Source organism: Pseudomonas sp. P2S-1 (assembly GCF_057197725.1).
Genome location: NZ_CM170068.1, coordinates 6,159,430 through 6,174,183, shown reverse-complemented (window position 1 = coordinate 6,174,183; position 14,754 = coordinate 6,159,430). Strand labels below are relative to the sequence as shown.

Annotated in this window: 11 protein-coding genes; 7 read left to right on the top strand and 4 right to left on the bottom strand. The window is 64.2% G+C overall.

The window, feature by feature from the left end; translation table 11 throughout:
- Nucleotides 1-2: 2 nt before the first annotated feature.
- From AC2CQI_RS27820 to AC2CQI_RS27805, 4 genes are all read left to right on the top strand, one after another.
- Nucleotides 3-626, top strand: a complete 624-nt coding sequence (locus tag AC2CQI_RS27820; protein WP_484578506.1) for a 2OG-Fe(II) oxygenase — start codon at nucleotides 3-5, stop codon at nucleotides 624-626.
- Nucleotides 627-692: 66 nt separating this feature from the next.
- A complete protein-coding gene (locus AC2CQI_RS27815; protein WP_075806046.1) occupies nucleotides 693-1,592 on the top strand; it encodes a DMT family transporter in 900 nt (299 codons plus the stop codon).
- 65 nt (nucleotides 1,593-1,657) lie between these two features.
- Entirely contained in the window at nucleotides 1,658-2,419 is a 762-nt protein-coding gene (locus AC2CQI_RS27810; protein ID WP_075806047.1) for a class I SAM-dependent methyltransferase, read from the top strand.
- 42 nt (nucleotides 2,420-2,461) lie between these two features.
- Entirely contained in the window at nucleotides 2,462-2,752 is a 291-nt protein-coding gene (locus AC2CQI_RS27805) for a hypothetical protein (protein WP_075806048.1), read from the top strand.
- Here the strand turns inward: AC2CQI_RS27805 and AC2CQI_RS27800 are convergent.
- The 3 genes from AC2CQI_RS27800 to hrpA all read right to left on the bottom strand — a co-directional run bounded on the left by AC2CQI_RS27800 (nucleotide 2,703) and on the right by hrpA (nucleotide 9,578).
- Nucleotides 2,703-4,115: an aminotransferase-like domain-containing protein gene (locus AC2CQI_RS27800; protein WP_075806049.1), complete on the bottom strand. Its 1,413-nt coding sequence runs from the start codon at nucleotides 4,113-4,115 to the stop codon at nucleotides 2,703-2,705. The two genes, AC2CQI_RS27805 and AC2CQI_RS27800, sit on opposite strands and share 50 nt — an antisense overlap.
- Before the next feature lie 227 nt (nucleotides 4,116-4,342).
- Nucleotides 4,343-5,464 (bottom strand): beta-ketoacyl-ACP synthase III, encoded by a 1,122-nt coding sequence (locus AC2CQI_RS27795; protein WP_484578505.1) that lies wholly within the window; start codon nucleotides 5,462-5,464, stop codon nucleotides 4,343-4,345.
- Between the two features lie 202 nt (nucleotides 5,465-5,666).
- Nucleotides 5,667-9,578, bottom strand: a complete 3,912-nt coding sequence (gene hrpA / locus AC2CQI_RS27790; RefSeq protein WP_484578504.1) for an ATP-dependent RNA helicase HrpA — start codon at nucleotides 9,576-9,578, stop codon at nucleotides 5,667-5,669.
- Nucleotides 9,579-9,862: 284 nt separating this feature from the next.
- Between hrpA and AC2CQI_RS27785 the strand changes: the two genes are divergently transcribed.
- The 3 genes from AC2CQI_RS27785 (at nucleotide 9,863) to AC2CQI_RS27775 (ending at nucleotide 12,806) form a co-directional block, all read left to right on the top strand.
- Nucleotides 9,863-10,021: a hypothetical protein gene (locus AC2CQI_RS27785; protein ID WP_484578503.1), complete on the top strand. Its 159-nt coding sequence runs from the start codon at nucleotides 9,863-9,865 to the stop codon at nucleotides 10,019-10,021.
- An 80-nt stretch (nucleotides 10,022-10,101) separates the two neighbouring features.
- Entirely contained in the window at nucleotides 10,102-11,466 is a 1,365-nt protein-coding gene (locus tag AC2CQI_RS27780) for a glutamine synthetase family protein (protein WP_484578502.1), read from the top strand.
- 32 nt (nucleotides 11,467-11,498) lie between these two features.
- The gene (locus tag AC2CQI_RS27775) at nucleotides 11,499-12,806 is read left to right on the top strand and encodes an NAD(P)/FAD-dependent oxidoreductase (RefSeq protein WP_484578501.1); all 1,308 of its coding nucleotides are present in this window, start codon (nucleotides 11,499-11,501) and stop codon (nucleotides 12,804-12,806) included.
- Between the two features lie 91 nt (nucleotides 12,807-12,897).
- Here the strand turns inward: AC2CQI_RS27775 and fadD1 are convergent, their stop codons facing one another.
- Nucleotides 12,898-14,595: a long-chain-fatty-acid--CoA ligase FadD1 gene (fadD1, locus tag AC2CQI_RS27770; RefSeq protein WP_075806054.1), complete on the bottom strand. Its 1,698-nt coding sequence runs from the start codon at nucleotides 14,593-14,595 to the stop codon at nucleotides 12,898-12,900.
- Between the last annotated feature and the right edge of the window lie 159 nt (nucleotides 14,596-14,754).

Sequence of the window (14,754 nt, the reverse complement as noted above, 5' to 3'; positions counted from 1 at the left end):
TCATGCAAGAGACGATTCAAGCGGCAAGCCAGCAACTGAACAGCAGCGCCTACGCAGCCCTGAACGCTGCCCAGCTGTTCTCCCGCGAAGACCTGGCCTACATGGAAGAAGCCTGCCAGGTGATCCCCAAGACCATCATCGAGATCGGTGACGTGGGCGAGCAGAACTTCCTCTCGGTCGGCCGCTTCATGGAAGACCAGAAAGGCCAATTGCCGGTGTACCGCAACGATCCGTGGGGCAAGCGCGTGGTGGAGATCCTCTCCTCCGGCAAGAGCCGCGAGTTCTTCAACGGGATCATGGGCGGCGAAAGCTACATCCGCCGTTGCCAGGCCAACCAGCTGGAAGAAGGCAACTTCATCGGCAAGCACATCGACACCTACAGCAACCTGGAATACCGCTACTCGGTGGTCATCCAGTTCGGCAAGGACTACGGCGGCGGCGAGTTCTTCGTCGACTACGAGGGCAAGGAAGCCCTGCTCAAGACCGGCTACGCCGACGTGCTGATCAACCGCTGCGAGATCCCCCACGGCGTGCGCAAGGTGGAAAGCGGGACCCGCACGTCCCTGGTGTTCTTCCTCAGCACCAGCCCGCTGGACAAGCCGAACCTGAACAACAAACAGATCTGACCGGCGTGCGCATCCGCCCATGGAGGGCGGATGCCTTACCGGTAAAGCCAGAAAGGAACCGCTGCAATGACGCAAAGTACAGTCGCCAGTTTTCAAGACACCAAGAACCAGGACATGCAGGCCTACTTCCTCGGCCTGATTTCCGTGGCCGCCTTCGCCATGACCCTGCCGGCGGCGAAGATGCTCGCCGGCGACCTGAGCGCCCTGCAGGTCGGCTTTTTCCGCTCGGTGCTGGCGGCGCTCGCAGCCATTCCGTTCCTGATCATCGGCCGCGCCAAGCTGCCCAACGGTTCCCAACTCAAGCGCATGCTGCTGACCTCCACCGGCATCGTCTACGGCTTCCCGATCCTCACCGCGCTGGGCATGCAGTACGTGCCGGTCAGCCACGGCGGCGTGGTCCTGGCGGCACTGCCACTGTCCACCGCGATCTTCGGCACCCTGATCACCGGCACCCGGCCATCGAAGATGTTCTGGCTGGTGTCGAGCCTGGGCTTCCTCACCGTGTTCGCCTACACCGTGATCAAGTCCGACGTGCAGGACATCTATATCGGTGACCTGGCCCTGCTCGGCGCCGTGGTCCTGGCCGGTTTCGGCTATGCCCAGGGTGGCGCCCTGTCCAAGGAACTGCCGGGCTGGCAGGTCATGTGCTGGACCCTGGTGGTCAGCCTGCCCGTGCTGCTGCCAGTGAGCCTGTTCCTGTATGACGGCGAGACCATCGCCAACCTGCCTGGCCAGGGTGTCGCGGCCCTGCTGTTCCTGGCCCTGATCAACTCGCTGCTGGGCTTCTTCTCGTGGAACCGCGCCCTGGCCCTGGGTGGTATCCAGCGCATCAGCCAACTGCAGCTGCTGCAACCCTTCTTCACCTTCGCCTTCTCCATCTGGCTGATGGGCGAAGCCTGGAACTGGCTGACCCCGGCGGTGTGCGCCGTGGTGATCGTCCTGGTCTGGCTGTCCAAGCGTCTCTGAACCTTTGCGCGTGTCGGGCGACCGGCACGCGCCTTTTTATCCCGCAACAACACGGAAACATCGAGATGAGCGCTCCGAGTTTTTTCCGCCCCGGCAGCGAACCGCCGGACACCCCCACGCACTGCATCGCCCGTTATGTGGATGGGGTGCTGGGCCTGCTGGCGCTCAAGTCCGGCGAGCAGGTGCTGGACATCGGCTGCGGCGACGGCTGCCTGACGGCGCAACTGGCCAGCCAGGGCGCCGAGCTCACCGGCTTCGACATCGATCCGGAACGGGTGGTGGCGGCCCGGGCCCGTGGCCTGGAGGTGAAACGCGGCAACGCCGAGGAGCTGTATTTCCATCAGGATTTCGACGTGGTGTTCAGCCATGACGCCCTGCACGAGATGCACCAGGCCGACGAGGTCGCGACCGGCGCCTACATGGCGCTCAAGCCGGGAGGACGCTTCGTCGGCGAGTTCGCCGGCAGCGCCCACGCCGCGCTGATCCGCCGGGCCCTGACGGGGGCGCTGGAGCGCCGCTCGATCGACTGGACCGACCTGGAACGCTGGTATCTGCCCAGCGCCCACGAGTACCAGCAGGTGCTGGAGCAGGCCGGGTTCCATGTCAGCCATATCAGCTGGTTCGAGCAGCCGCTGGTGCTGGAGGTGCCGATCACGGAGTGGATCGAGGGTTGCTGCGGTCATTACCTGCAGGCAGTGCCGGCAGACATGCGCGCCGCCTTCCTCGAAGAGGTCACGGAAGACCTGGCCCGCGACCTGCTGGACAGCAACGGGCGCTGGACCGTGGATGCGACACGCCTGCGGTTTCGGGCACACAGGAAGGCCTGAGCCATGGCCAACCCTTCAATCAGTCGAAGCAGGATCAACGTCATGCCCATGCAAACCAATGGATTGGCCCTGAAGTCCTTTTATGCCGATAGCCGCATCTGGGCGGGAAAGGATGGCAAGCCGCTGTACTGGATCGATGACCTGAGCCTGGCGGTGAATGGCCTGGAGATCCTCGAGGACTCGTTCATCCCGACCCTGCGCGACAACGATATCGTGCAGATCCTCAATGGCGTGATCTATTCCTATGAGGACCTGGGCCAGGTGAGCACCTTCGCCGACTACTTCAAGCGCTGGCAGTTTCGCTGCATAGATGGTCAGCGACAAATTGTCTGAAACGCAGGTCGTTGCAATGACTGACGTTCAGGCGGATGTACTGGTCGTACTCGCGGGTATTGCTGAACAGTGAACCCGGGGCCAGGAAAATCCGGGCATCGTGCGCCTCCTCGATCAGGCGGCGAAGATCCACGTGCGCAGGGAAGCGCGCCCAGATGAACAATCCCTCCACCACGCCCTCGTCGACTTCCACGCCGACCTTGGTCAGCCACTCCCGTGCGCGGATGCGCTCGTGCATCACCCGCTGGCGCAAGGCATCCAGATGATGCTGGTAGCGCCCGGACTCCAGGGTGTAGGCGACGATCGTCTCGTCCAGGGATGACCCACACAGCACGTTGTACATCTTCTGCTCCACCAGGCGTTCGACGAACTCTGGCGGCGCCACCACGTAGCCCAGGCGCAGCGCCGGGCTGAGCACCTTGCTGAAACCACTCAGGTAGAAGGTCCGGTTCCACTCGTCGAGGCTGCTCAGGCGCAGGGTCTGGCGGGTGCACAGGGCGCCGAAGATATCGTCCTCGACGATATGGAAATCGTATTTCTGCGCCAGTGAGAGAATGCGGAAGCCCTTGGCCGGCGAGGTGTTGCCGCCGGTGGGGTTGTGGATCAGGGTCTGGGTCAGGAACAGCTTGGGCCGGTATTTGGCGACCATCTCCTCCATGATGTCCAGGTCCGGGCCGTCGTGGGTACGCGGCACGGTGATGATGTTGAAGTCGCGATCCTTGATCAGCTTGAGCTGCAGCAGCAGGTAGCTGGGGTCTTCCACCAGCAGGTAATCGCCGGCCTCGAGCATCATGTTGCGGATCAGCGAAAAGGCGTGGGTGGCACCGATGGTCACCACGATCTGCGTGCTGGAGGCGTTGATCTGCAGTTCGCGCAGCTTCTTGGCGATCACCGAGCGCAGCTCCTGGCTGCCGGCGGCCGGGGCCGGGACGCTGCACGACAGGGTGTTGCGGATCAGCCGGCCGGTCACCGAGGCGGGGACCGCGTCGGCCAGCCACGACGGCGGCAGGTAGCCGGAACTGACCGGGAAATCGTATTGCGACGGGTCCAGCGCACGGTAGAGGAAACCGGCATGCAGGCTGGAAGGCGGGATCATCCGCTCCGAATCCTTGCTGGTGTCAGCGGGGCCGGAAGCGAGGATGTAATAGCCGGCGCCGGGGCGGGACTCGATGATCTGTCGGGCGACCAGGTCTTCGTAAGCGCTGCTGACCGTGAAAATGCTCACGCCCAGCTGTTTGGACAGGGCCCGGACCGAGGGCAGTCGACTGCCGCGAACCCACTGGAAGGCTTCGATGCGGCTGATGATTTCGTTGCGAATCTGGTCCACCAACAGCACTTTGCTGTTGCGATCTATCTCGAACATTTTGCTTAACCCTGTTGAAGCCGATGCCGCCTGGAAAGCTTATGGCTTTTTGCCGGCAGATTACACCAGTCCTCCTGGATTCCGGATCAATGACGCTTCATGCGTTGTCCACACGACCGTCATCGCTGGCAAGCCAGCTCCCACAGGTTCTGCGGTGCATGCAATCCCTGTGGGAGCTGGCTTGCCAGCGATGAGGCCGGCAACAACAACATAAATGCCTGGAAAGATCAGCGCTTGCGCAGGATCACGCTACCGATCGAATAACCGGCACCGAACGAACTGAGCACACCCAGCGCGCCTTTCGGCAGGTCATCCTGATAGCTGTGCAGTGCGATCACCGAGCCCGCCGAGCTGGTGTTGGCATAACGGTCAAGAATCACCGGTGCCTCTTCTTCCAGCACGTCACGCCCGCGCAGCTTCTTGACGATCAGGTGGTTCATGCTCAGGTTGGCCTGGTGCAGCCAGAAACGCTGAACATCACTGACGTTGAGGTTGTTTTCCGCCAGGTGCGTGCCGATCAGCTCGGCGACCATCGGGCATACCTCGCGGAACACCTTGCGGCCTTCCTGGACGAACAGCTTGTCCGCCGCATCCACGCCCTCTTCCGCCGCGCGGTTGAGGAAGCCGAAGTTGTTGCGGATGTTGTTGGAGAACTGGGTCAGCAGCTTGGTGCTGACGATATCGAACTGATGCTCGGAGGTGGCCAGGTCGGCGCGCTCCACCAGCACGGCAGTGGCCGCGTCACCGAAGATGAAGTGGCTGTCGCGGTCGCGGAAGTTGAGGTGGCCGGTACAGATTTCCGGGCTGACCACCAGCACTGCACGGGCCTGGCCCAGTTGCACGCTGTTGCAGGCGACCTGGATGCCGAAGGTGGCCGAGGAACAGGCGACGTTCATGTCGAAGCCGAAGCCGTTGATCCCCAGGGCCTGCTGCACTTCGATGGCGATGGCCGGGTACGGGCGCTGCAGGTTGGAGCAGGCGACGATCACCGCATCGACATCGGCAGCCGTGCGCCCGGCGCGCTTCAGGGCCTGCTCGGCGGCGGCCACGCCCATCTGGCAGAGGATCGACGGCTCGTCGTTGCTGCGCTCCGGCAGACGCGGCTTCATGCGCTGCGGGTCAAGAATGCCGGCCTTGTCCATGACGTAGCGGCTCTTGATCCCCGAGGCCTTCTCGATGAAGGCAGCGCTGGACTCGGCCAGGGCCTGGACCTCGCCACGCTCGATGGCAGCGGCGTTGTCGGCGTTGAACTGGGTGACGTAGGTGTTGAAGGATTCCACCAGCTCTTCGTTGGAAATGCTGTTGGCCGGGGTGTACAGGCCAGTGCCGCTGATGACGACGTTATGCACGATCGATCCTCTGTTGGGTTCTTCGAACTGGCACCAAGGTGCCAAGTCGTGATTGCAACACCCCCGCGTGGCAGAGCTGTTGCAGGCTGTTCGGAAGTCGGTTGCCGCGACCGGAACGGGCGTCCGATGGCGGTAAATATCGCCAAGTGTGCCACAACTGCGCCGGGTTGGCCCCTGTCGGGCACAACCCGGCGCCCGCCGGTCAGGCTTCGACCTGGCTCCACTGCTTGCTCAGGCGCTTGTCGGAAATCGGCACCTTGGTCCCCAGTTGCTGGGCGAACAGGGAAACCCGGTATTCCTCCAGCCACCAACGGTACAGCTGCAACTGCTCGTCGCGCTTGCCTTCCTGGGCATGCTTGTCGGCGCGGGCCTTGTACTGCGCCCAGGCGTTGCTCAGCTCGCCGCTCCAGACCCGGTCCTTCTGCACCTGCGCGCCGAGTTTTTCCAGGCGCAGCTCCACTGCCTTGAGGTAGCGCGGCAGTTCCTTGAGCCAGACGCCCGGGGTCTCGCGGACGAAGCCCGGATAGACCAGGTTGCCCACCTGCTGCTTGATATCGTTGAGCGCCACGGCCTGGGCCAGGTCGATCTTGCCCTTGAAGCGCTTTTGCAGGCCGTGCCACAGCTTGAGGATTTCCAGGACCAGCCGCGCCAGGCGCTCGGCGTGATCGGTCCAGTCGCCGCGCTTGCGCTCGGCCAGGGACGCCAGGGCCGCGCCGTCACGCGGCAGCACGCTTTCGCCTTCCAGCACGCAGCTGTCGAGGCTGGCCAGGAGAATATCCTCGACCAGCGAATCGATCCGGCCCAGTTCGCGATAAAGCAGGCCCAGCTCGGTCAGGCCCGGCAACTTGCCACGCAGGAACTTCGCCGGCTCGGCCAGTTGTTGCAGGAGCAAGCGCTGCAGGGCGCGGCGATGCTGGAAGCTGGCCTCGGCCTGGGTCGAGAAACGCCCTTCCTTGACCGTACCGCCCTCCTCCACCAGCGCCGGATAGACCGTCATCGACAGCCCGGCGATCTTCTGCTGGGCGGTCTGCTCGACCTTGCCGAAGCCCTTGGCCTCCACTGGTTTCTGGGTTTTCTCCGACTGCGGCACGGCCAGTGCGGCCTGGCTGGCCGCAGCAAAACGGGCGGTCAGCTCCGCCAGATCGCGGCCTTCGCCGAGGAACTTGCCCTGGCCGTCGACCACTTCGATATTCATCTTCAGGTGGTTTTCCACCTGTTCCGCCGCCTCGGCCCAGGCTTCGTCGCTGACCCGAGCACCGGTCATGCGCAGCAGTTCCCGACCCAACGCCAGGGGCAGCGAGCCTTCGGCGAAAGTCATGCGCGCCATGGCCGCCTTGACGAAGTCCGGCACCGGCACGAAGTTCTTGCGCAGGGCCTTGGGCAGGTTGCGCACCAGGGCGATGCACTTGGCTTCCAGCAGGCCCGGCACCAGCCATTCCAGACGCTCGCCCGGCAGGCTCGGCAGCAGTGGCGCCGGCACCCGGACGGTCACGCCGTCACGGGGATGGTTGGGTTCGAAGTGGTAGGTCAGCGACAGCTTCAGGTCGCCCAGGCGCAGGGTGTCCGGGTACTGTGCGGCGGTGACTTCGCTGGCCTCGCGGGCCAGCACGTCCTCGGCGCGCATGATCAGCAGCTGCGGGTCCTTCTGGCTGTTGGTCTTGTACCAACTGTCGAAGGTCGCGGCCTGGTGGATCTCCGCCGGCAGGCGTTCCTCGTAGAAGCCGTAGAGGGTTTCCTCGTCGGCCAGGATGTCGCGGCGGCGGGCCTTGGCTTCCAGCTCGTCGAGTTCTTCCAGCAACTTCTTGTTTGCCGCCAGGCAGCGGGCGCGGGAGTTGATTTCGCCGCCCACCAGGCCCTCGCGGATAAACAGCTCGCGGGAAACCTGCGGGTCGATCGGCCCGTAATGCACCGGACGCCGGCCGACCACGATCAGGCCGTACAGGGTGACCTGTTCGAAGGCCACCACCTGGCCGCGCTTCTTCTCCCAGTGCGGCTCGAAGTGGTTCTTCTTCAGCAGGTGTCCGGCCAGCGGCTCGATCCAGTCGGAATCGATCTTCGCCACCATGCGCGCATAGAGCTTGGTGGTTTCCACCAGCTCGGCGGTCATGATCCATTGCGGACGTTTCTTGCCGATGCCCGAGGACGGATGCACCCAGAAGCGCCGCTGGCGGGCACCGAGGTAATCGCCTTCCTCGGTCTTCTGGCCAATCTGGCTGAGCAGGCCGGAGAGGATCGCCTTGTGCAGGCGCGGGAAGTCCGCCGGCTCCTTGTTGACGCTCAGTTGCAGGTCGCGGCAGATCAGCCCGAGCTGGCGATGGGCATCGCGCCATTCGCGCAGGCGCAGGTAGTTGAGGAAGTTCTTCCGGCACCAGTTGCGCAGCGGGCTGGAGGTCAGTTCCTGGCGCTGCTCTTCGAAACCACGCCACAGGTTGACCAGCGCGGCGAAGTCCGAGTCGGCGTCCTTCCACTGCGCGTGGGCCTGGTCGGCGGCCTGCTGGCGCTCCGGCGGACGTTCACGCGGGTCCTGCACCGAAAGGGCACTGGTGACGATCAACACTTCCTGCAGGCTGCCCTGCCTGGCGCCTTCCAGCAGCATGCGGCCCAGGCGCGGGTCCACCGGCAAGCGGGCCAGTTGGCGGCCCAGCGGGGTGAGCTGGTTCTCGCGGTTGACCGCCGAGAGCTCCTGCAACAGGTTGAAGCCATCACTGATGGCCTTGCCATCCGGCGGCTCGATGAACGGGAAGGCATCGATCTCGCCAAGGCGCAGATGGAGCATCTGCAGGATGACGGCGGCGAGGTTGGTACGCAGGATCTCCGGGTCGGTGAAGGCCGGCCGCGCGTTGAAATCCTCTTCGCTGTACAGGCGGATGCAGATACCCGGCTCGACCCGGCCGCAACGGCCTTTACGCTGGTTGGCGCTGGCCTGGGACACCGCTTCGATCGGCAGGCGCTGGACCTTGGCGCGGTAGCTGTAGCGGCTGATGCGCGCGGTACCGCTGTCGATCACGTAGCGGATGCCGGGCACGGTCAGCGAGGTTTCGGCGACGTTGGTCGCCAGTACGACCCGACGCCCCGGATGGGACTGGAAGATGCGCTGCTGCTCGGCCGGCGACAGGCGCGCATACAACGGCAGGATCTCGGTATGACGCAACTGCGCCTTGCGCAGCACCTCGGCGGCATCGCGGATCTCGCGCTCGCCCGGGAGGAATACCAGCACGTCACCCGGGCCCTTGCCGACGCTACGCTCATGGGCAGCGATTTCGTCGAGGCTGGCGAGGATCGCCTGGTCGACGGTGAGATCGTCCTCGACCCGGTTGCCCTCCTCGTCCTGCTCGCTGGTCAGCGGGCGGTACCAGGTTTCCACCGGGAAGGTGCGCCCGGAGACCTCGATGATCGGCGCCTTGTCGAAGTGTTCCGAGAAGCGCTCCAGGTCGATGGTCGCCGAGGTGATGATCACCTTCAGGTCAGGGCGGCGTGGCAGCAGGGTCTTCAGGTAGCCGAGCAGGAAGTCGATGTTGAGACTGCGCTCGTGGGCCTCGTCGACGATGATCGTGTCGTAGCGTTCGAGGAAACGGTCGTGCTGGGTTTCGGCGAGGAGGATACCGTCGGTCATCAGCTTGACCAGGGTATTGGCGTCGCTCTGGTCCTCGAAGCGCACCTGATAGCCGACCAGCGCGCCCAGCGGCGTGCCCAGCTCCTCGGCGACCCGGCTGGCGACGCTGCGCGCGGCGATCCGCCGCGGCTGGGTATGGGCGATCAGGCCGAACTGGCCGCGGCCCAGTTCCAGACAGATCTTCGGCAACTGGGTGGTTTTCCCCGAGCCGGTCTCGCCGGCGATGATCACCACCTGGTTTTCTGCCACCAGCTTCTTGATCTCGTCGCGCTTGGCGGCGATCGGCAGGCTGTCGTCGTAGCGCACGGTGGGCACGCTGGCCTTGCGCGCGGCGGCCTGGTCGCACGACGCCTGGACCCGCTGCGCCCACTGGGCCAGCTTGGCCTCGTCGGGGCGCTTGCGCAGTTCGTGCAGTTGCCGGCGCAGGCGATGGCGCTCGGCAATCATGGCGTGATCGAGGTTTTTCAGCAGTTGCCCGATGGCGGCGTTCTGGTCAGTCATGAGGTCTTTGGCGGCGCAGGCGTGTCCTGCGGGAGATGATCGGCTTGGAATAGCGGGGGATTGTCGCAGATTTGCCGATTCTAGGCATCGCCGATGACCCTGTGGGAGCTGGCTTGCCAGCGATGAGGCCGGCCTGGGCAAAGATGTTGCCTGGTCGGGCCCTATCGCTGGCAAGCCAGCTCCCACAGGGTTCTGTGTTGAACACACTATGTTTAGTTAAACCTTGACTGAAGTTACACAAACACCAATTTAATGAACCATCGCCAGCATGGGAGTATCAAGGCATGACCCTGCCCACCAGCATGCCCCGCCCACTCCTGGCCCCTTCGTTCCCGAAGGTGCGGGCCCGTCGTGGGGAAAACCCGCTGGTGCATATCATCCTCGCCTTCTGGGCCCTGTGGCATTGCCGTCACGCCCGCCCACCAGATACCGCTTTCGCCTGACCGATAACCCTGGCCGTGCATTTGCATCGGCCCACTTGTCGATTCATTGCGCGCCGAACACGGCGCAAGCGAGAGCACCCATGCACTTTGCCCCCATCGAGCAGGCCCGCGCGTTCCTGGACGCCAACCCCGATATCGAAATGATCGAGCTGTTCATCCTCGACGCCAACGGCATGCCCCGCGGCAAGCTGCTGCACCGCGAGGAGCTGCTGGCGATCTATGAAAGCGGCCGGCCCCTGCCCAGCACCATCCTCGGCCTGACCCTGCACGGCGAGGACGTGGAAAACTCCGGGCTGGTCTGGGACGTCGGCGATATCGACTGTCGCGCCTACCCATTGGAGGGCAGCCTGGTGCGCCTGCCCTGGCGGCAGATCCCGACCGCTGCGGTGCAGGTCAGCATGCACCCCGAACAGGGCCTGCCCGCCGCCAACGCCGATCCGCGCCATGTACTGGTGCGCGTGGTCGAAGCACTCAAGGCCGACGGCTATCACCCGGTGATGGCCTGCGAACTGGAGTTCTACCTGCTCGACCAGAAGCGCGACAGCAACGGCCGACCACAACCGGCTCTCGACGCCGACGGCGGGCGACCGCGAAGTACGCAGGTCTATGGCCTGCGCGAACTGGAACAGATCGAACCCTTCCTCGCTGACCTCTACGCCGCCTGCAAGGCCCAGGGTATTCCGGCGCGCACGGCGATTTCCGAATACGCCCCGGGCCAGGTGGAAATCACCCTGGAACACGGCGACGCCCTGCTGGCCATGGACCAGGCCGTACGCTACAAACGCATCGTCAAGGGCGTGGCGCACAAGCACGGCATGCAGGCCTGCTTCATGGCCAAGCCCTTCGCCGACCTGGCCGGCACCGGCATGCACCTGCATGTGAGCCTGGCCGATGCCGAAGGCCACAACCTGTTCGCCAGCGAAGACCCGGCCGGCACGCCGCTGCTGCGCCAGGCGGTGGGTGGCATGCTCGACGCGCTGCTGGATTCACTCTTGCTGTTCTGCCCCAACGCCAACTCCTACCGGCGCTTCCAGGCCAACAGCTACGCGCCGCTGGCACCGACCTGGGGCATCGACAACCGCACCGTGAGCCTGCGCGTGCCCGGCGGCCCGGCCCCCACCCGGCATATCGAGCACCGCATCTGCGGCGCCGACGCCAACCCCTACCTCGCTGCCGCCGCCCTGCTCGGCGCAGTGCATCACGGCCTGCGCCTGCAGCTCGATCCCGGCGCACCGGTGGAAGGCAACGGCTATGCCCAGGCCACCACGCTGCTGCCCACCGACTGGCTCAGCGCCCTGACCGCCCTTGAACAGTCGAGCTGGGCCCGGGACACCCTGGGCAGCGAATTCCTTGGCGTCTACCTCGCGGTCAAGCGTGCCGAATACCGTCAGTTCATGGCCGAAGTCGGCGAGCAGGACTGGCGCTGGTACCTGACCCAGGCCTGAACCCTTTTCTCTTTTTCCGAAGGACCTGAATCATGAATGCAGCCCTGAACCGTGGCAGCGCCCAGCGCGCCGCGTCCTATTACAGCGCCACCCTGAACGACGCCACCCAGTACCCGACCCTCGAAGGCACGGTGGAAGCCGACGTGGCGATCATCGGTGGCGGCTTCACCGGCGTCGCCAGCGCCGTGGAACTGGCCGAGCGCGGCCTGAAGGTGGCCATCGTCGAGACCAACCGCATTGGTTGGGGCGCCAGCGGGCGCAATGGCGGGCAGGTTACCGGCAGCCTGTCCGGCGACGAAGCCATGCGCAAGCAGATGCGCGCCCGGCTGGGTGATGACGTCGACGACTTCATCTGGCACCTGCGTTTTCGCGGGCACCAGATCATCGAGCAGCGGGTCGAGCGCTACGGCATCGAGTGCGACCTCAAGCGCGGTCACCTGCATGCGGCGATGAAGCCGTCGCACATGAAGGAACTGCGCGGGTTTGCCGAGGAAGCGGAACGCCGTGGCATGGGCGACCAGGTGCAGCTACTCGACCGTGACGGCGCCCGCCGGTATATCGACTCGCCGCTGTACCTCGGCGCACTGAAGAACCAGCGCAACCTGCACCTGCATCCGCTCAACCTGTGCCTGGGCGAAGCCCGTGCGGCCCACAGCCTGGGCGCGCTGATCTTCGAGAACTCGGAGGTACTGGAAATCGTCCATGGCCCGCGTCCGGCGGTGGTCACCGCCAAGGGCCGGATCGAGGCGAAGCAGGTGATGCTCGCCGGCGATGTCTATCACAAGCTGGAAAAGCGCCAGCTCAAGGGCAAGATCTTCCCGGCCATGGGTGGCATCGTCACCACGGCGCCGCTGGGGGACCTGGCCCGTCAGCTCAACCCCCATGACCTGGCGGTGTACGACTGCCGCTTCGTCCTCGACTACTACCGCATGACGGCGGACGGCCGCCTGCTGTTCGGCGGCGGCGCCAATTATTCGGGACGGGATTCGCGGGATATCGCCGGGGAACTGCGGCCGTGCATCGAGCGCACCTTCCCGGCGCTCAAGGATGTGCCGATCGAGTTCCAGTGGAGCTGTGCCATGGGCATCGTGGTCAACCGCATTCCGCAACTGGGCAAGCTGTCGGAGAACGTCTGGTACTGCCAGGGCTATTCAGGGCACGGCATTGCCACCAGCCATATCATGGGCGAGATCATGGCCGAGGCGATCACCGGGACGCTGGAGAAATTCGACACCTTCGCCGGCTGCAGCCATGTACGGGTGCCGATGGGGGATCTGCTGGGGAATCCGCTGTTGGCGGCGGGGATGTGGTATTACCAGGTGCTTGAGAAATTGCGTTGATCTTTAGGGCCCTATCGCTGGCAAGCCAGCTCCCACAGGTTACGCGGTTCCCTGTGGGAGCTGGCTTGCCAGCGATGAGGCCCGAAAGAACTCAGGCGATCTTCTTGAGACCCAGCTTCTTCAACTCTTCATCCCGCAACTCACGCCGCAGGATCTTGCCGACGTTGGTCGTCGGCAGCGCATCACGGAACTCGACGAAACGCGGCACCTTGTAGCCGGTGACATTGGCGCGCATATGCTCCATCACCTGCTCGCGGGTCAGGGTCACCCCCGGACGGGCAACGATGAACACCTTGATCACCTCGCCCGACTTCTCGTCCGGCACGCCGATGGCCGCGCATTGCAGCACACCCGGCAGGGTCGCCAGCACGTCTTCCAGCTCGTTCGGGTACACGTTGAAACCGGAGACCAGGATCATGTCCTTCTTGCGATCGACGATACGCATGTAGCCGTCCGCCTGGATCACCGCGATATCGCCGGTCTTCAGCCAGCCCTCGGCATCGAGGATCTCGTCGGTGGCGTCCTGGCGCTGCCAGTAGCCTTTCATGACCTGCGGGCCCTTGATGCACAGCTCGCCGATCTCGCCGAACGGCAGCTCGTTGCCGGCATCGTCGATGACCCGGCACAGGGTCGAAGGCACCGGAATGCCGATGGTCCCGACCTGGATATTCTGCGCCGGGTTGACCGAGGCTACCGGGCTGGTTTCGGTCATGCCGTAGCCTTCGCAGATAGCGCAGCCGGTGACTTCGCGCCAGCGCTCGGCCACCGAGAGCTGCAGGGCCATACCGCCGGACAGGGTGACCTTCAGCGCCGAGAAGTCCAGGCGACGGAAGTCCTCGTTGTTGCACAGGGCAACGAACAGGGTGTTGAGCCCGACGAAGCCGCTGAACTTCCACTTCGACAGTTCCTTGACCATCGCCGGCAGGTCGCGCGGGTTGCTGATCAGGATGTTGTGGTTGCCGATCAGCATCATCGCCATGCAATGGAAGGTGAAGGCGTAGATGTGATAGAGCGGCAGCGGGGTGATGAGGATCTCGCAACCTTCATTGAGGTTGGAACCCATCAGCGCCTTGCACTGCAGCATGTTGGCGATCAGGTTGCGGTGGGTGAGCATGGCGCCCTTGGCCACCCCGGTGGTGCCGCCGGTGTATTGCAGCACGGCGACATCGTCGTGGGACGGCGAGGCTTCCTTCACCGCCTTGCCCTGCCCCTTGGCCAGCGCGTCGTTGAACTTCACCGCGGTCGGCAGGCTGTAGGCCGGGACCATCTTCTTCACGTACTTGATGACGCTGTTGATCAGCAGGCGCTTGAGCGGCGGCAGCAGATCGGCGACCTCTGTGACGATAACGTGCTTGACCGACGTCTTGGGTACTACCTTCTCCGCCAGGTGCGCCATGTTGGCCAGGCACACCAGCGCCTTGGCACCGGAGTCGTTGAATTGGTGTTCCATTTCCCGCGCGGTGTAGAGCGGGTTGGTGTTGACCACGATCAGCCCGGCGCGCATGGCACCGAAGACCGCGACGGGGTATTGCAGGACGTTCGGCAGTTGAACGGCGATGCGGTCACCGGGTTGCAGGTCGGTGTGCTGCTGCAGATAGGCAGCGAAGGCACCGGACAACTCGTACAGCTCGCCATAGGTCAGGGTCTTGCCCAGATTGCTGAATGCCGGTTTATCGGCGAAACGCTGGCAGGACTGCTTCAGTACCGCCTGGATATTCGGGTACTCGTCCGGGTTGATTTGCGAGGCAACCCCGGCCGGGTACTTATCCTTCCAAAAATTTTCGATCATGGAAGCCCACTCCTCCAGCAACAGCGAATTCTTCACCGCATCAATGCGATTATTATTGATATTAGATGTCGATTTATTGCAAACCGACTGATCCGAAGCGCGCCGAGAGTAACAGCTTTGCCAGGGGTCGCCTAGAGCTAAAGCGGCCCGATTGGTCAC

Bases quoted from the DNA above. Each gene is read 5' to 3' on its own strand.
- AC2CQI_RS27820 (WP_484578506.1), top strand. From the start codon at position 3: ATGCAAGAGACGATTCAAGCGGCAAGCCAGCAACTGAACAGCAGCGCC.
- AC2CQI_RS27815 (WP_075806046.1), top strand. From the start codon at position 693: ATGACGCAAAGTACAGTCGCCAGTTTTCAAGACACCAAGAACCAGGAC.
- AC2CQI_RS27810 (WP_075806047.1), top strand. From the start codon at position 1,658: ATGAGCGCTCCGAGTTTTTTCCGCCCCGGCAGCGAACCGCCGGACACC.
- AC2CQI_RS27805 (WP_075806048.1), top strand. From the start codon at position 2,462: ATGCCCATGCAAACCAATGGATTGGCCCTGAAGTCCTTTTATGCCGAT.
- AC2CQI_RS27800 (WP_075806049.1), bottom strand. From the start codon at position 4,115: ATGTTCGAGATAGATCGCAACAGCAAAGTGCTGTTGGTGGACCAGATT.
- hrpA (WP_484578504.1), bottom strand. From the start codon at position 9,578: ATGACTGACCAGAACGCCGCCATCGGGCAACTGCTGAAAAACCTCGAT.
- AC2CQI_RS27785 (WP_484578503.1), top strand. From the start codon at position 9,863: ATGACCCTGCCCACCAGCATGCCCCGCCCACTCCTGGCCCCTTCGTTC.
- AC2CQI_RS27780 (WP_484578502.1), top strand. From the start codon at position 10,102: ATGCACTTTGCCCCCATCGAGCAGGCCCGCGCGTTCCTGGACGCCAAC.
- AC2CQI_RS27775 (WP_484578501.1), top strand. From the start codon at position 11,499: ATGAATGCAGCCCTGAACCGTGGCAGCGCCCAGCGCGCCGCGTCCTAT.
- fadD1 (WP_075806054.1), bottom strand. From the start codon at position 14,595: ATGATCGAAAATTTTTGGAAGGATAAGTACCCGGCCGGGGTTGCCTCG.